The organism is Azoarcus sp. DN11, from assembly GCF_003628555.1.
Classification (GTDB): domain Bacteria; phylum Pseudomonadota; class Gammaproteobacteria; order Burkholderiales; family Rhodocyclaceae; genus Aromatoleum.
Map to the genome: position 1 here is coordinate 978558 of NZ_CP021731.1, position 15981 is coordinate 994538.

Here is a 15981-nt window from a genome sequence, read left to right on the forward strand (position 1 = left end):
TTGGCAACAACCGCTTCCCTCGATCGTCCCGCCGGTGCGCTGGCGCGTCACCGGACGCGCCAGGTGCGCGTTGGTCGCGTCCTGATCGGCTCGGACGCGCCGGTCGTCGTGCAGTCGATGACCAATACCGACACCGCTGACGTGCTTGGCACCGCGATGCAGATCGCCGAGCTCGCACGTGCAGGCTCGGAACTGGTGCGCATCACGGTCAATAACGAGGCCGCGGCGAAGGCCGTGCCGCACATCCGCGACCGGCTGCTCGCGCTGAACATGGATGTCCCGCTGGTCGGCGATTTCCACTACAACGGCCACAAGCTGCTCGCCGATCATCCCGCCTGCGCCGAGGCGCTCGCGAAGCTGCGCATCAACCCCGGCAACGTCGGCGCGGGTGTCAAGCGCGACCCGCAGTTCGCCGCCATCGTCGAGATCGCGTGCAAGTACGACAAGCCCGTGCGCATCGGCGTGAACTGGGGCAGCCTCGACCAGTCCGTGCTCGCCCGCGTCATGGACGAGAACGCCCGCCTTGCCACGCCGCGCGACGCCGGCGCAGTCATGCGCGAGGCCCTCGTCGTGTCCGCCCTCGAATCCGCGGCCAAGGCCGAGGAATACGGCCTCGGCGGCGATCGCATCATCCTCTCGGCCAAGGTGTCGAGCGTGCAGGACCTCATCGCGGTGTATCGCGAGATGGCGCGCCGCTGCGAGTATCCGCTGCACCTCGGGCTGACCGAGGCCGGGATGGGTTCGAAGGGCATCGTCGCCTCGTCCGCCGCGCTTGCGGTGCTGCTGCAGGAAGGCATCGGCGACACGATCCGCATCTCGCTCACGCCCGAGCCCAACGGCAGCCGCGCGCAGGAAGTCGTCGTCGCGCAGGAAATCCTGCAGACCATGGGCCTGCGCGCCTTCACGCCGATGGTCACCGCCTGCCCGGGTTGCGGCCGCACGACCAGCACCTTCTTCCAGGAGCTCGCGTCGACGATCCAGACCTACGTGCGCGAGCAGATGCCCGTGTGGCGCGAGCAGTACGACGGCGTCGAGAGCATGACGCTCGCCGTCATGGGCTGCATCGTCAACGGCCCCGGCGAGAGCAAGCACGCCAACATCGGCATCTCGCTCCCCGGCACCGGCGAGACGCCCGCCGCCCCGGTGTTCGTCGACGGCGAAAAAACCGTTACGCTGCGTGGCGACAACATCGCCACCGAGTTCATTGCGATCATCGACAACTACGTCGCGACCAGATACACAAGAAAGGCGGCCTGAACCGTCCAGCCATGACCGAAAAGAAACCTGTAACGCAGACCCTGCAGGCCGTGCGCGGGATGAACGACATCCTGCCCGACGACGCCGAGGCCTGGGAGCACTTCGAAGACATCGTGCGCGACTGGCTGCGCAGCTACGGCTACCGCCCGATCCGCATGCCCATCGTGGAGCCGACGCCGCTGTTCAAGCGCGCGATCGGCGAGGTCACCGACATCGTCGAGAAGGAGATGTACTCCTTCGAGGACTCGCTCAATGGCGAGCTCCTGACGCTGCGCCCCGAGGGTACCGCCTCGTGCGTGCGGGCCGCGATCCAGCACAAGATGCTGGCGGCCGGCGCCCAGCGCCTGTACTACCACGGGCCGATGTTCCGTCACGAGCGCCCGCAGAAGGGGCGCTACCGCCAGTTCCACCAGATCGGCGTCGAGGCGCTGGGTTTCGACGGCCCCGACATCGACGCCGAGCACATCCTGATGTGCGCCCGTCTGTGGGAAGACCTCGGCCTCGAAGACGTCAAGCTCGAACTCAACTCGCTCGGCTCCAGCGCGGAGCGTGCCCGTCACCGCGCCGAACTGGTCGCCTACCTCTCCGCGCACGAGGATCGTCTCGACGAGGACAGCAAGCGCCGGCTGCATACCAATCCGCTGCGCATCCTCGACACCAAGAACCTCGACCTGCACGAGATCGTCGAGGCGGCGCCGCGCCTGACGGATTTTCTCGGTGAGGAATCGCTCGAGCATTTCGAGGGCGTGCAGACCCTGCTCAAGGACGCAGGCATCCCCTACCGCATCAACCACCGGCTGGTGCGCGGTCTCGACTACTACAACCGTACCGTTTTCGAATGGGTCACGACGCGCCTCGGCGCGCAGGGGACCGTCTGCGCGGGTGGCCGTTACGACGGCCTGATCGAGCAGCTCGGCGGCAAGCCCGCGCCCGCGGCCGGTTTCGCGATGGGCGTCGAGCGCCTGCTTGCCTTGTGGCGCGAGGGCGGCGGCGAGATCGAGCGCGCCCATCCGGATGTGTACGTCGTCCATATGGGCGATCAGGCCCAGCTCCTTGCCTTCCGCGCCGCCGAAGCCCTGCGCGGCTACGGTTTCGCGGTGCTCGCCCATTGCGGTGGCGGCAGCTTCAAGTCGCAGATGAAGAAGGCCGATGCCAGTGGCGCCCAGCTCGCCGTCATCATCGGCGACGACGAGGCGGCCGCCGGCGAAGTCGGCCTCAAGCCCCTGCGCGGCCCCGGTGGCCAGCAACGTGTTGCACTCGAAGCGCTCGGCGATGCGGTTGCCGAATGCCTATTTACTGAGGAAGAGGAAAACGATGGCAGTGTATGACCTCGAAGAGCAGGAGCAGATTTCCGAACTGAGGGCCTGGTGGGTCCAGTACGGCAAGTTCGTGACCGCGATCGCCGTGGCTGCCGCGCTGGCCTCGGTCGGGTGGCAGGGCTTCCAGTACTACAGGGGCCGTCAGGCCGCCGACGCCGGCGCACTCTACTTCCTGCTGCAGCAGGCCGCGATGCAGGGTGATGCGCAGAAGACGCGCGAGGCTGCGGGCCAGATCATCGAGAAGTTCCCGTCGACCGCCTACGCCGAAATGGCGGCGCTGACCTCGGCCGGCGTGCTGGTAACGAAGGGCGATGCGAAGAGCGCCCGGGTACAGCTCGAGTGGCTGCTCGCCAAAGGCAGCGATCCCGCGCTGAAGGACATCGCCCGCCTGCGCCTCGCTGCACTGCTCCTCGACGAGGGCGCTTTCGACCAGGCGCTCGCGCAGCTCGCCAACGCCCCGGCGCCGGCGCTCAAGGCCCGTTTCGAAGACCTGCGCGGCGACGTGCTGGCAGCGAGCGGCAAGCCTGCCGAGGCACGCAGCGCGTACCAGGCCGGGCTCGATGCGCTCGCCGGCGACGATGCCGAAGGCGGCGATACGCTGCGCGAAGTCATTCGCGTCAAGCAGCAGGCTCTGGAGGGCTGAACGATGAAGCGATCGATCACTGTGCTTGCGCTCGCGGGTTCGCTGGCGCTGCTCGCGGGCTGCTCCTCGCTCAATCCTTTTGCTGCATCGGGCCCCAAGCCCGCCAAGCTCGCCGACTTCAAGCCGTCCGCCGAACTGCACCCGCTATGGCAGGCGCGCATCGGCAAGTCCGGTGACTATGTCTTCCAGCCCGCCGTGGTCGGCGAGGACATCTATGCGGCCGCACACGACGGCGACGTCGCGCGCTTCAAGGATGGCAAGGCGGCGTGGAAGGTCAGCGTCGGCAAGCGTCTCTCCGCCGGTGTCGGCAGCAACGGCAAGCTGGTGGTGGTCGCCACCACGGGCGGCGAGATCGTCGCGCTCGACGCGGCGAACGGCGCCGAGCGCTGGCGTGCCACCATCGGCGCCGAAGTGCTCGCCGCGCCCGCCGTTGACGATGCCATCGTGGTCGCACGCACCTCCGACAGTCGCCTGATCGGCCTCGATGCGACCAGCGGCGCGCGCCGCTGGACCTTCCAGCGCTCGACGCCGCCGCTGTCGCTGCGCAGCTTCGCGGGCGTCACGCTGGAAGGCTCGGCGGCCGTCGCTGGTTACCCGGGGGGCAAGCTCGTCGCGGTGAGCCTCGCGAACGGCGGCCAGCTCTGGGAGCTGACCGTCGCCACGCCGAAGGGCTCGACCGAACTCGAGCGCGTCGCCGACATCGCCGGCACGCCGGTCGTCGGACGCAAGGACCTGTGCGCCGTGTCCTACCAGGGGCGTGCCGCATGTTTCGACTCGACCAACGGCAACGCGCTGTGGTCGCGCGACTTCTCCAGCAGCGTCGGCATGGACCGCGACAGCCGCTTTGTCGTGATCACCGACGACAACGACGCCGTCCAGGCGCTCGACGGTTCCAACGGTGCGAACGTGTGGAAGCAGGACGCGCTACCGCGCCGTGGTCTGTCGCGGCCGCTGCTCGTCGGCGATTTCGTCGCGGTCGGGGACTTCGAAGGCTATGTCCATCTGCTGAACCGCGAGACCGGTGCCTTTGCCGCGCGCACCCGCGCCGACAGCAGCGGCATCGTGGCCGAGCCGCGCCGCTTCGGGCGTGGCGGCCTCGTCGTTCAGACGCGCGACGGCGGCATCTTTGTTTATGAGGCCCGCTGAGCGGGAATGAGCGCTTGAAACCCACCATCGTCCTCGTCGGTCGGCCCAACGTCGGCAAATCGACGCTGTTCAACCGGCTCACGCGCACGCGCGACGCCCTGGTCGCCGACCAGCCTGGTCTCACGCGCGATCGCCACTACGGTATCGGCCGCGTCGGTGATCGCGACTATCTGGTCGTCGACACCGCCGGCTTCGACCCGGTCGCGAAGGCCGGCATCATGCACGAGATGGCGCGGCAGGCCGAGCAGGCGATCGCCGAAGCGGACGTGCTGCTGTTCCTCGTGGACGGCCGCGCCGGCCTGACGCCGCACGACGAGCAGATCGCCGCCCGGCTGCGCCGTGCCGGCCGCCCCGTGCATCTGGTCGTGAACAAGGCCGAAGGCATGGAGCGCAGCATCGTCTCCGCCGATTTCCATGCGCTGGGACTCGGCGCGCCGCTGCCGGTGTCGGCCGCCCACGGCGATGGCGTCAAGCAGCTCGTCGACCTGGCGCTCGCCGACTTCCCGCTCGACGAGGAGCCTGAGGAAGCGGCCGACCACGGCCCGCGCATCGCGATCGTCGGCCGTCCCAACGTCGGCAAATCCACCCTCGTGAACAGCCTGCTCGGCGAAGAGCGCGTCATCGCGTTCGACATGCCGGGCACCACCCGCGATGCGATCGCGATCCCGTTCGAGCGCGAGGGTCGCAACTACACGCTGATCGACACCGCCGGCCTGCGTCGCCGCGGCAAGGTCTTCGAAGCGATCGAGAAATTCTCCGTCATCAAGACGCTGCAGGCGATCGAGCAGTGCAACGTCGTCGTGCTCGTGCTCGACGCGTCGCAGGACATCTCCGACCAGGACGCCCACATCGCCGGCTTCATCCTCGACTCGGGGCGCGCGCTGGTCGTCGCGGTCAACAAGTGGGACAGCATCGACGACTACCGGCGCGAGCTCGTCAAGCGCGCGATCGAGCACAAACTGGGTTTCCTGTCGTTTGCGCGCTTCCACCATATCTCGGCACTGAAGGGCGCGGGCGTTGCCGCCGTCATGAAGTCCGTCGATGCCGCCTATGCGGCGGCGATGGTAAACCTATCCACGCCGCGTCTCACCCGCACCCTGCAGGCCGCGCTGGCGAAGCAGGCGCCGCCGCGCAGCGGCATGTTCCGACCGAAAATGCGCTACGCCCACCAGGGCGGCAACAACCCCCCGATTGTCGTGATCCACGGCGCCGCGCTCGATCAGGTGCCGGCGTCCTACGTGCGCTTTCTGGAACGCACCTTCATGGAAGCGTTCAAATTGCAGGGCACGCCATTGCGGATACAATTCCGGACCTCGCACAATCCGTACATCGGAAAAGAATAACGCCAACTCCACGCCGGGATGGATTGCCTGTGCAAATGTGGCAGTGCAGCATGAAATCCTTTACATTCACACAATAAAACGCAGCCTCGAGGTTTGAAAATGAGCAATAAAGGGCAACTTCTACAAGACCCGTTCCTGAACACCCTGCGCAGGGAGCATGTCCCCGTGGCGATCTATCTGGTCAACGGCATCAAGTTGCAGGGCCAGATCGAATCTTTCGACCAGTACGTCGTGCTGCTGAAGAACACTGTCACCCAGATGGTGTACAAGCATGCGATCTCGACGGTCGTGCCCGCACGTCCGGTCAACATCCAGCAACAGGACTCGGGTGACGGCAATAGCTGATTCCCGGCGGCGCCTCACGGACGCCGACTCCCTCCATGTTTGAGCGCCCCGATGCCGGTGAGCGCGCGGTACTCGTCCAGCTCGACCTGAATCAGGGTGCGCTGGACGAGCGCCTTTCCGAACTCAAGCTGCTCGCGATCAGCGCCGGGGCGAGCGTGGAAGCCGTCGTCGGCGGCCGGCGGGCGCGGCCCGATCCGGCGCTCTTCGCCGGGCGAGGCAAGGTCGATGAGATCGCCGAAATCCTGCGCGTCCACGGCGCCGATTTTGTCATCTTCAACCACGCGCTTTCACCTGCGCAGCAGCGCAACCTCGAACGCGCGCTGCAGTGCCGCGTCGTCGACCGCACGGCCCTGATCCTCGACATCTTCGCGCAGCGCGCACGCAGCCACGAAGGCAAGCTGCAGGTCGAACTCGCGCAGCTCGACCATCTCTCGACGCGCCTCGTGCGCGGCTGGACCCACCTCGAACGGCAAAAGGGCGGCATCGGCCTGCGCGGACCGGGCGAAACCCAGCTCGAGACCGACCGGCGGCTGCTCGGCAAGCGCGTCAAGGTGCTCAGGGAGCGCCTCGCGCAGATCGAGAAGCAGCGCCGGGTGCGCCGTCGCGGCCGCGAGGGGCGCGACGTGCTGTCGGTATCGCTCGTTGGCTACACGAACGCCGGCAAATCGACGCTGTTCAACGCGCTGACGAAGGCCGGCGCCTATGCGGCCGACCAGCTTTTCGCGACCCTGGACACGACCTCACGCCGCCTCTTTGTCGGCGAAGGCTGCAACGTGGTGCTGTCCGACACCGTGGGCTTCATCCGCGACCTGCCGCATGCGCTCGTCGCGGCCTTCCACGCGACGTTGGAGGAAACGGCGAACGCGGATCTGTTGCTGCACGTCGTCGACTCGGCGAGCGAGGATCGCGAGGCCCAGGTCGAGGCGGTCAACGCGGTGCTGACCGAGATCGGTGCGGGCGGTGTGCCGCAGATCATGGTCATGAACAAGATCGACCTGACGCGGGCCGAGGCCGGAGTCCAGCAGGACGAGTATGGTAAGATCGTGCGCGTTTTCTTGAGCGCCAGGACTGGCGAAGGACTTGGGCTGTTGCGCGAGGCCCTCGCCGAGGCCGCGCGCAGCGCAACGACGGACGCTCCACGCGTTCCGGTCGGGATCGCGCCCGATTTCACCGACAAAGATCAAATTCAAACGTGATTACAGGCGTTCTAATGTCTCTCAACGATCCACGCTGGGGCAACAACAGCCAGGGGAATGGCGACGACAAGCGCGGCGACGACAGGCGGGGCGGCAATCAGGGGCCTCCCGACCTCGAGGACCTGTGGCGCGATTTCAATCAACGGCTTTCCGGCATGCTCGGCGGCAGACGGGGCGGGCGCGGCGGTGGCGAGGGCGGCGGCCCGCAGTTTCCGCAGCTGTCGTTCCGCCAGTTCGGCGGCGGCATCGGCGCGCTGATCGCGCTGATCGTCGTCGTGTGGCTGGCCAGCGGCTTCTACATCGTCGACGCCAACCAGCGCGGCGTCGTGCTGCGCTTCGGCAAGTACATCGAGACGACCGAGCCGGGCCTGCGCTGGCGCCTGCCGTATCCGATCGAGAGCAGCGATGTCGTGGACCTCACCGGTGTTCGCACCGTCGAGGTCGGCTATCGCGGTTCCGAGCGCAACAAGGTGCTGCGAGAGGCGCTGATGCTCACCGATGACGAGAACATCATCAACATCCAGTTCGCCGTCCAGTACGTGCTCGCCAGCCCGGAGAAATACCTGTTCAACAACCGTTATCCCGATGAGGCGGTGATGCAGGCGGCCGAATCGGCGATGCGCGAGATTGTGGGCAAGAGCAAGATGGACTTCGTGCTGTACGAAGGCCGTGAGCAGATGGCCGCGAATGCGCACGACACGATCCAGAAGATCCTCGATCGCTACGACACCGGCATCCAGATCAGCCGCGTGACGATGCAGAACGCGCAGCCGCCGGAGCAGGTCCAGGCGGCATTCGACGACGCCGTGAAGGCGGGGCAGGATCGCGAGCGCCTGCGCAACGAAGGCGAGGCCTATGCCAATGACGTCATCCCGCGCGCCCGCGGTACCGCTTCGCGCCTGACCGAGGAAGCAAACGCCTACCGCGCCCGGGTCGTCGCGAACGCCGAGGGCGAGGCCGCACGCTTCAGCCAGGTGCTGACCGAGTACCGGCGCGCGCCCGAGGTGACGCGCGAGCGGCTGTATCTCGAAACGATGCAGCAGGTCATGTCGAAGACCAGCAAGGTCATGGTCGATGCCAAGGGCAACGGCAATCTGCTGTACATGCCCCTCGACAAGCTGATGCAGTCCGCCGGCGCGCAAGCCTCGCATGACGCCTCTCCGGCGTCGACGCCCGCTCCGGCCGCTCCGGCACCGGCGCCGCGTGCCGAAAGTTCTATGGATTCACGCAGCCGCGACCAGATGGCACGCGACCGCGAGCGGGGAGAGCGCTGATGCGTGACAGGATGTCGATTATTGCCGGTGTGCTGCTGTTGCTGGCGGCGCTCGCCTCGATGACGCTGTTCACCGTGGACCAGCGCCAGTTTGCCGTCGTGTTCCAGCTTGGTGAGGTCAAGGAGGTCATCGAGAAGCCCGGGCTGAATTTCAAGTGGCCGATGATCCAGAACGTGCGCTATTTCGATCGCCGCATCCTGACGATGGATACGCCGGAGCCGGAACGCTTCATCACCGCAGAGAAGAAGAACGTTCTCGTCGACCATTTCGTGAAGTGGCGTATCGTCGATCCGCAGCTCTATTACGTCTCCGTCGCCGGCGACGAGGCGCGCGCGCGCACGCGGCTGTTGCAGACGGTGAATGCCGGGCTGCGCGAGGAGTTCGGCCGCCGCACGGTGCATGACGTGGTGTCCGGCGCGCGCGACAAGATCATGGAGGACATGCGCACCCGGGCCGACCAGGACGCGCGCAAGATCGGCGTGCAGATCCTCGACGTGCGTCTGAAGCGTGTCGACCTGCCGCTCGAGGTGTCCGAGTCGGTGTATCGCCGCATGGAAGCCGAACGCAAGCGCGTCGCGAACGAGCTGCGTTCGGAGGGCGGGGCGATCGCGGAGAAGATCCGTGCGGATGCCGACCGGCAGCGCGAAGTCATCATCGCCGAGGCCTACCGCGACGCGCAGCAGGTGAAGGGTGCGGGCGACGCCAAGGCGACCGCGATCTACGCCCAGGCCTACGGCCAGAACGCCGAGTTCTATTCGTTCTATCGCAGCCTCGAAGCCTATCGCGAGAGCTTCGCGAACAAGAGCGACGTGATGGTCGTCGATCCGAGTTCGGAGTTCTTCAGGTTCATGAAGGATTCGGGCGGAGGCAAGAAGAACTGAACTCATGACCAACAAGCTGCTGATGGCCTTCGCACTGATGCTGGTGATCGAAGGCATCCTGCCCTTTGTCGCGCCAGCTGCCTGGCGCGAAACTTTTTTGCGGCTCGCGCACATGGCCGACGGCCAGATCCGCTTCATCGGACTGACCTCGATGCTCATCGGCGTGGTGCTGCTTGTCGTGTTTTCCTGAACAGATATCATGCGCTGGGTACTTCCCGATCACATCCAGGACGCCTTGCCGTCCGAGGCCGAAAAGCTGGAGCGCCTGCGCCGGCGCCTGCTCGATGCCTTCCGTGGCCACGGCTACCAGCTGGTCGTGCCGCCGCTGCTCGAATATCTCGATTCGCTGACGACCGGTGCCAGCCAGGACCTGAAGCTGCGTACCTGCAAGCTGGTCGACCAGCTGTCCGGCAAGACCATGGGGGTGCGCGCCGACATGACGCCGCAGGTCGCGCGCATCGATGCGCACCTGCTGAACCGCAAGGGTGTGTCGCGCCTGTGTTACTGCGGCAGCGTCCTGCACGCGCTGCCGTCCACGCTGACCGCCACGCGCGAGCCGCTGCAACTCGGCGCCGAGCTCTATGGCCATGCCGGGATCGATGCGGACATCGAGATCGTGCGCCTGCTGTCGGAAGTGATGCGCCTCGCCGAAGTGCCTGCGAGCCGCATCGATCTGGGCCACGTCGGCCTGTTCCGCGTGCTCGCGGCGCGTGCGGGGATGGTGCCGGGGCGCGAGGAGGAGCTGTTCGATCTGCTGCAGGCAAAGGACATGCCCGGGCTGCACGAGCTGCTCGCGGACGTCGCCGAGCCGGCGCGTTCGGCTTTGCTGGCCTTGCCGACCCTGTATGGCGGCCCGGAAGTGCTCGCCGAGGCACGCCGCTGCCTGCCCGACGACGCCGAGATCCGTGCGGCGCTCGACGACCTCGGCACGCTGGCGACCGCGCTCGCCGAGCTGCCGATCAGCTTCGATCTCGCCGACCTGCGCGGCTACCATTACCACAACGGAGTGGTGTTCGCGGCCTACGGCAGCGGCTCGCCGGCGGCGCTCGCGCTGGGTGGGCGCTACGACCGCCTCGGCGAGGCGTTCGGTCGCGGCAGGCCGGCGACGGGTTTCAGCCTCGATCTGCGCGAGCTGGCGCTGCACCTGCCCGACGCGGCGGGGGCGGGCGCGATCCTCGCGCCGGCCGCGGGCAATGCCGCATTGGCGGAAGCGATCGCAGGACTGCGTGCACGAGGCGAGGTGGTGATGACCGCCCTGCCGGGACATGATGGAAGCTGGAAGGAAGCCGGTTGCGACCGGCAACTGATCGAGCGCGACGGCCGCTGGGCGGTCGAGGCGCTTCAGGGAGATTGAGGTAAATGTCAAAGAACGTAGTGGTTGTAGGCACCCAGTGGGGCGACGAGGGCAAGGGCAAGATCGTCGACTGGCTCACCGATCACGCCAGGGGCGTGGTGCGCTTCCAGGGTGGCCACAATGCCGGCCATACGCTGGTGGTCGGGGCCAACGAGTACAAGCTGAACCTCGTGCCCTCGGGCATCGTGCGCGAAGGCGTGGCCTGCTACATCGGCAACGGCGTGGTGCTCGACGTGCACCACCTGCTGTCCGAGATCCGCACGCTCGAAGCCGGTGGCATCAAGGTGCGCGAGCGCCTGCGCATCAGCCCGGGCTGCCCGCTGATCCTCGGCTACCATTCGGCGCTCGACCGTGCGCGCGAGGCGGCCAAGAGCGCCGGCGACAAGATCGGCACGACCGGCAAGGGCATCGGACCGACCTATGAGGACAAGGTCGCGCGCCGTGCGCTGCGCGTGTATGACCTCTTCGACCGCGAGCGCTTCGCCGAGAAGCTGCGCGCGAACCTCGAGTACCACAACTTCGTGCTGACGCAGCACCTGGGCGCGGACGCCGTGGAATTCCAGCCGGTGTTCGACCAGGCGATGGCCGACGCGGCCGAGATCCTGCCCATGGTCGCCGACGTGTCGGCGGAGCTGTACGACGTGAACAAGTCCGGCGGCAGCCTGCTGTTCGAGGGCGCGCAGGGCACGCTGCTCGACATCGACCACGGCACCTATCCGTTCGTGACGTCCAGCAACTGCGTCGCCGGTCAGGCGGCGGCGGGGGCGGGCGTCGGACCGGGCCGCCTGCACTACGTGCTGGGCATCACCAAGGCCTACTGCACGCGCGTCGGCGGGGGCCCCTTCCCGACCGAGCTCGACATCGAGGCGGCCGGCACGGCAGGTCACCAGATGTCGACCAAGGGGCGCGAATTCGGCACCGTCACGGGGCGCAAGCGCCGCTGCGGCTGGCTGGATCTGGCTGCGCTGAAGCGCTCGCTGATCATCAACGGCGTGACCGGCCTGTGCATCACCAAGCTCGACGTGCTCGACGGCCTGACGGAGTTGAAGCTGTGCACGGGCTACCTGCTCGACGGCAAGCGCATCGACCTGCTGCCGATGGGGGCGGAGGAGGTGAAGCGCTGCGAGCCGATCTACGAGACGATGCCCGGCTGGAGTGGCACGACGTTCGGCGCGCAGAGCTGGGACGCGCTGCCGCAGGAGGCGCGCGCCTACCTGCACCGCGTCGAGGAGATCTGCGAGATTCCGATCGACGTGATCTCGACCGGCCCCGAGCGCGACGAGACCATCCTGCGTCGCCATCCGTTCGGCGTCTGAGCGCGCTTGATCGGTACTGCAGCACCTGCCGATGACGCCGGGGCGGACCGCCCCGGTGGCCTGCCCGACGGGCGGTGCGTGCGTGCGGGCGGAGGGATGTGCAGCGCCTCTCGTGGCCGGATCTGCATTGCAAAACCGGGTATCGAAAAAGCAAAAGCCGGTCGAGTGGCCGGCTTTTGCTTGGATCTGGTGCCCAGAAGAGGACTCGAACCTCCACGCCTCGCGGCGCTAGTACCTGAAACTAGTGCGTCTACCAATTCCGCCATCTGGGCAAGAACGGCCATTATAGCGGCAAGTTCGCCGTCGGCCAAGCGGAATGGCTATGCAGGAGCGTGCAGCCCGTCGGGTCCGTTTTCGGATCGCTGCGGCGAAAGAGCAACAAAAAAGCCGACACAAGGTCGGCTTTTCCGTAGAACTGGTGCCCAGAAGAGGACTCGAACCTCCACGCCTCGCAGCGCTAGTACCTGAAACTAGTGCGTCTACCAATTCCGCCATCTGGGCAAGAGCCGCGCATTATAAGCGGCAGAATCTGAATGTCAATGAGTACGACCATGAAAAAAGAAAAAGCGAAAACAGGCGCGCAGACCGTCTCGCGCCCCACGGGGCAACGCCAGCCGAGCGGGATCCGGCGTGCCGACCCCTTCTTCGAGCGCGAGTCGACGAAGTACGACAATCCCCTGCCGAGCCGCGAATATGTCGAGCTGACGCTTGCCGAGCGCGGCGTGCCGATGGACTTCGCGCAGCTGCGCGCCGCGCTCGACGTGACGGACGAGGAGTCGGGGCTATTCGAGCGGCGCTTGCGCGCGATGGAGCGCGACGGGCAACTGATGCGCAACCGCCGCGATGCCTACCTGCTGCCGGACAAGGCGGACCTGGTGCGCGGCCGCGTGTCGGGGCACGTCGATGGTTTCGGCTTCGTGATCCGCGACGACGGAAAGCCGGATATCTTCCTCGGGCCGAAAGACATGCGTGAGGTGATGCACGGCGATCGGGTTATCGTGCGCATTGCCGGGGCCGACCGTCGCGGCCGCCCGGAGGGCAAGGTGGTCGAAGTGCTGGAGCGTGCGAACACGCGCCTCGTCGGCCGCGTGCTGGACCAGCACGGGGTGCAGATCGTCGTACCGGAGAACCGCCGCATCGTGCAGGACATCCTGGTCGCGGCCGGCGGCAGGAAAGCCAGGCCCGGACAGGTCGTTACGGTCGAGCTGATCCAGCAGCCGACGAAGCTTACGCAGCCCATCGGCCGCGTGGTCGAGGTGCTGGGCAACTACGCGGATGCCGGCATGGAGATCGAGATCGCGCTGCGCAAGCACGAGCTGCCGTTCGAGTTCTCGCCGGAGGCGAAGGCCGAGACGCGCAGGCTGCCCGCGACGGTGCGCAGGAAGGACTGGGTGGGGCGCGAAGACATCACGCAGCTGCCGCTGGTGACGATCGACGGCGAGACGGCGAAGGACTTCGACGATGCGGTGTTCTGCGAGCGCCAGGGGCGCGGTTACCGCCTCGTCGTCGCGATCGCCGATGTATCGCACTATGTGCAGCCGGGGTCGGCGCTCGACGACGAGGCGCAGGAGCGCGGCAACTCGGTGTATTTCCCGCGCCGCGTGATCCCGATGCTGCCGGAGAAGCTGAGCAACGGGCTGTGCTCGCTGAATCCGCAGGTCGAGCGTCTGTGTATGGTGTGCGACATGAGCATCGGCCCGACCGGGGCGGTCAAGGCCTATCGCTTCTACCCGGCGGTGATGTTCTCGCACGCGCGCCTGACCTACACGCAGGTTGCGGCGGCGCTGTACGACAAGGATGCGGCGGCGCTGGAGGCGATCGGGGGCCTGCTGCCCCACCTGGAAAACCTCGACAAGCTCTTCCGCGTGCTGCTGAAGGCGCGCGCGAAGCGTGGTGCGATCGACTTCGAGACGACCGAGACGCGCATGATCTTCGACGCCGACGGCAAGATCGAGCGCATCGTCCCCGAGGTGCGCAACGATGCGCACCGCCTGATCGAGGAGTGCATGCTGGCGGCCAACGTGTGCGCGTCGCAGTTCCTGCAGGAGCGCGAGCATCCGGCGCTGTATCGCGTGCATGAGGGGCCGACGCCGGAGAAGCTCGAGAAGTTGCGCGGCTTCCTCGCCGAGTTCGGGCTCGGCGTGGGCGGCGGCGACGAGCCGAAAGCGGGCGATTACGCGAAGCTGCTGGAGAAGGTGAAGGACCGGCCGGATGCGCAACTGCTGCAGACGGTGATGCTGCGGTCGCTGCGCCAGGCGGTGTATAGCCCCGACAACGTCGGCCACTTCGGGCTCGCCTACGAGGCCTACACGCACTTCACGTCGCCGATCCGGCGTTACCCTGACCTGCTGGTGCATCGCTCGATCAAGGCGGCGCTGGAGAACCGCACCTACGCGGCGGGCGACTGGGACGAGATCGGCCTGCATTGCTCGTCGACCGAGCGCCGCGCCGACGACGCGACGCGCGATGTCGTGGCGTGGCTGAAGTGCTACTACATGCAGGACAAGGTCGGCGCGGAATTCACCGGCAGCGTGTCGGCGGTGGTACCCTTCGGTCTCTTCGTCGCCCTCGACGACATCTTCATCGAAGGGCTGGTCCATATCTCGGACCTCGGCAGCGATTATTTCCACTTCGACGAGACGCGCCACGAGCTCGCGGGCGAGCGCACCGGCGTGCGCCACCGCCTGTCGGACCGCGTGCGCGTGCAGGTGGTGCGGGTCGATCTGGAGACGACCAAGATCGACTTCCGCCTGATCGAAGGCGCTGCGCGTCCGACGGAGCGGGTCGGCAAGACCGCGAGGGACAAGGCCACCAAGGCGCCGGAGCCGGCCGCGGCTGTCAAGCCGAAGGCCGCGAAGCCGGCCGGAAAGGTCGCCTTTGTCGAGCTGCCGGATGTGGCGGAGAAGCCGGCCAAGGCAGCGCCTGCGGCCGAGCCGGCGAAAGCGAAGAAGGTCGGGAAGCCGGTGAAAGTCGCGAAGACCGACAAGACCGCGCAGGCCCCGGCCGCGAAGACGAAGAAGGCTGTCGTGGTCGCTGCGGCCGCAACGAACACTGAACCCGCAACATCCACCAGGAAAGCGAAACGCCGTGGCTGACAAACCTTCCAACCGTTCCCGCCCGCAGCATGCGGGTGATGCCGATGCCCCCGCGGGCGGGCGCGCAGAGTCGCGCCTGATCTACGGTTTTCACGCCGTGCTGGGCAAGCTGCGCCGCGATCCCGAGGCGGTGTTCGAGCTGTACGTGTCGTCGAGCCGCAGTGATGCGCGTGCGAAGGATGTCGTGCGGCTCGCCGAGTCGCAGAAGGTGCGCATGATCCAGGCCGAGGCGGATCGGCTCGACGGCATGGTCGGCACGCGCCGCCACCAGGGCGTGGTCGCGCGCGTCGATGCGCGTAGCCGCGACATCAAGCTCGCCGATGTGCTCGACGTGCTGGAGGAGAATGCGCTGATCCTGGTGCTCGACGGTGTGCAGGATCCGCACAATCTCGGCGCGTGCCTGCGCGTCGCCGATGCGGCCGGCGCACATGCGGTGGTCGCGCCGAAGGACCGCGCGGTGGGCCTGAACGCGACCGCGGTGAAGGTGGCGAGCGGGGCAGCCGATTCGGTGCCCTACATCACCGTGACCAACCTCGCGCGTGCGCTGCGCGAGATGCAGGAGGCCGGCGTGTGGGTGGTCGGTGCGGCGGGCGAGGCGGAGAAGTCGCTGTACGAGATCGACCAGAAGGGGCCGGTCGCGTGGGTGCTGGGGGCCGAAGGCGAAGGCCTGCGCCGGCTCACGCGCGAGACCTGCGACGAGCTGGCGAAGATCCCGATGCTCGGCACCGTCGAGAGCCTCAACGTGTCGGTTGCGAGCGGCATCTGCCTGTTCGAGGCGCGCCGCCAGCGCGGCGGCTGAGGCGGCGCGCGGA

At 67.2% G+C, this 15981-nt stretch carries 14 protein-coding genes and 2 tRNA genes; 14 read left to right on the forward strand and 2 right to left on the reverse strand.

Features of this window, described 5'->3' with window-relative positions; translation table 11 throughout:
- From ispG to CDA09_RS04480, 12 genes are all read left to right on the forward strand, one after another.
- Entirely contained in the window at window positions 1-1257 is a 1257-nt protein-coding gene (ispG, locus tag CDA09_RS04425) for a flavodoxin-dependent (E)-4-hydroxy-3-methylbut-2-enyl-diphosphate synthase (RefSeq protein ID WP_121427511.1), read from the forward strand.
- A gap of 11 nt (window positions 1258-1268) precedes the next feature.
- On the forward strand, window positions 1269-2585 hold the full coding sequence (hisS, locus tag CDA09_RS04430) for a histidine--tRNA ligase (RefSeq protein WP_121427512.1): 1317 nt from the start codon (window positions 1269-1271) through the stop codon (window positions 2583-2585).
- Window positions 2572-3219, forward strand: a complete 648-nt coding sequence (locus tag CDA09_RS04435) for a YfgM family protein (protein ID WP_121427513.1) — start codon at window positions 2572-2574, stop codon at window positions 3217-3219. The genes hisS and CDA09_RS04435 overlap by 14 nt, the downstream gene beginning before the upstream one ends.
- A gap of 3 nt (window positions 3220-3222) precedes the next feature.
- Window positions 3223-4365: an outer membrane protein assembly factor BamB gene (bamB, locus tag CDA09_RS04440; protein WP_121427514.1), complete on the forward strand. Its 1143-nt coding sequence runs from the start codon at window positions 3223-3225 to the stop codon at window positions 4363-4365.
- A 14-nt stretch (window positions 4366-4379) separates the two neighbouring features.
- Window positions 4380-5708 (forward strand): ribosome biogenesis GTPase Der, encoded by a 1329-nt coding sequence (der, locus tag CDA09_RS04445; RefSeq protein ID WP_121427515.1) that lies wholly within the window; start codon window positions 4380-4382, stop codon window positions 5706-5708.
- A gap of 99 nt (window positions 5709-5807) precedes the next feature.
- A complete protein-coding gene (gene hfq / locus CDA09_RS04450; protein WP_026295813.1) occupies window positions 5808-6053 on the forward strand; it encodes an RNA chaperone Hfq in 246 nt (81 codons plus the stop codon).
- 35 nt (window positions 6054-6088) lie between these two features.
- Window positions 6089-7249 (forward strand): ribosome rescue GTPase HflX, encoded by a 1161-nt coding sequence (gene hflX / locus CDA09_RS04455; protein ID WP_121427516.1) that lies wholly within the window; start codon window positions 6089-6091, stop codon window positions 7247-7249.
- A 14-nt stretch (window positions 7250-7263) separates the two neighbouring features.
- Window positions 7264-8523 carry an FtsH protease activity modulator HflK gene (hflK, locus tag CDA09_RS04460; RefSeq protein ID WP_121427517.1) on the forward strand — a complete coding sequence of 420 codons (1260 nt, stop codon included), beginning with the start codon at window positions 7264-7266 and terminating at the stop codon, window positions 8521-8523.
- Window positions 8523-9404 carry a protease modulator HflC gene (gene hflC / locus CDA09_RS04465; RefSeq protein WP_121427518.1) on the forward strand — a complete coding sequence of 294 codons (882 nt, stop codon included), beginning with the start codon at window positions 8523-8525 and terminating at the stop codon, window positions 9402-9404. The genes hflK and hflC overlap by 1 nt, the downstream gene beginning before the upstream one ends.
- Before the next feature lie 4 nt (window positions 9405-9408).
- Complete coding sequence (locus CDA09_RS04470; protein ID WP_121427519.1) at window positions 9409-9594, forward strand: DUF2065 domain-containing protein; 186 nt, start codon at window positions 9409-9411, stop codon at window positions 9592-9594.
- A 9-nt stretch (window positions 9595-9603) separates the two neighbouring features.
- Entirely contained in the window at window positions 9604-10758 is a 1155-nt protein-coding gene (locus CDA09_RS04475; RefSeq protein ID WP_121427520.1) for an ATP phosphoribosyltransferase regulatory subunit, read from the forward strand.
- A gap of 5 nt (window positions 10759-10763) precedes the next feature.
- Window positions 10764-12074: an adenylosuccinate synthase gene (locus CDA09_RS04480; protein WP_121427521.1), complete on the forward strand. Its 1311-nt coding sequence runs from the start codon at window positions 10764-10766 to the stop codon at window positions 12072-12074.
- A 187-nt stretch (window positions 12075-12261) separates the two neighbouring features.
- On the opposite strand, the gene CDA09_RS04485 is transcribed toward CDA09_RS04480, so the two are convergent.
- Both CDA09_RS04485 and CDA09_RS04490 read right to left on the reverse strand, forming a co-directional pair.
- Window positions 12262-12346 (reverse strand) — tRNA-Leu (locus CDA09_RS04485).
- Window positions 12347-12490: 144 nt separating this feature from the next.
- Window positions 12491-12575 (reverse strand) — tRNA-Leu (locus CDA09_RS04490).
- Between the two features lie 50 nt (window positions 12576-12625).
- Here CDA09_RS04490 and rnr point away from each other — a divergent pair.
- A complete protein-coding gene (gene rnr / locus CDA09_RS04495; RefSeq protein WP_121427522.1) occupies window positions 12626-15169 on the forward strand; it encodes a ribonuclease R in 2544 nt (847 codons plus the stop codon).
- Window positions 15162-15968, forward strand: coding sequence for a 23S rRNA (guanosine(2251)-2'-O)-methyltransferase RlmB (gene rlmB, locus CDA09_RS04500; protein WP_502697085.1), 807 nt, complete (start codon window positions 15162-15164; stop codon window positions 15966-15968). Before rnr ends, rlmB begins: the two co-directional genes overlap by 8 nt.
- Window positions 15969-15981: the final 13 nt, after the last annotated feature.

What these genes read in the sequence shown, in the direction of transcription:
- hflC (WP_121427518.1), top strand. Translation starts at nt 8,523, where the DNA reads ATGCGTGACAGGATGTCGATTATTGCCGGTGTGCTGCTGTTGCTGGCG.
- bamB (WP_121427514.1), top strand. Translation starts at nt 3,223, where the DNA reads ATGAAGCGATCGATCACTGTGCTTGCGCTCGCGGGTTCGCTGGCGCTG.
- CDA09_RS04435 (WP_121427513.1), top strand. Translation starts at nt 2,572, where the DNA reads ATGGCAGTGTATGACCTCGAAGAGCAGGAGCAGATTTCCGAACTGAGG.
- hfq (WP_026295813.1), top strand. Translation starts at nt 5,808, where the DNA reads ATGAGCAATAAAGGGCAACTTCTACAAGACCCGTTCCTGAACACCCTG.
- hflK (WP_121427517.1), top strand. Translation starts at nt 7,264, where the DNA reads ATGTCTCTCAACGATCCACGCTGGGGCAACAACAGCCAGGGGAATGGC.
- hflX (WP_121427516.1), top strand. Translation starts at nt 6,089, where the DNA reads ATGTTTGAGCGCCCCGATGCCGGTGAGCGCGCGGTACTCGTCCAGCTC.
- CDA09_RS04470 (WP_121427519.1), top strand. Translation starts at nt 9,409, where the DNA reads ATGACCAACAAGCTGCTGATGGCCTTCGCACTGATGCTGGTGATCGAA.
- CDA09_RS04480 (WP_121427521.1), top strand. Translation starts at nt 10,764, where the DNA reads ATGTCAAAGAACGTAGTGGTTGTAGGCACCCAGTGGGGCGACGAGGGC.
- rnr (WP_121427522.1), top strand. Translation starts at nt 12,626, where the DNA reads ATGAAAAAAGAAAAAGCGAAAACAGGCGCGCAGACCGTCTCGCGCCCC.
- CDA09_RS04475 (WP_121427520.1), top strand. Translation starts at nt 9,604, where the DNA reads ATGCGCTGGGTACTTCCCGATCACATCCAGGACGCCTTGCCGTCCGAG.
- hisS (WP_121427512.1), top strand. Translation starts at nt 1,269, where the DNA reads ATGACCGAAAAGAAACCTGTAACGCAGACCCTGCAGGCCGTGCGCGGG.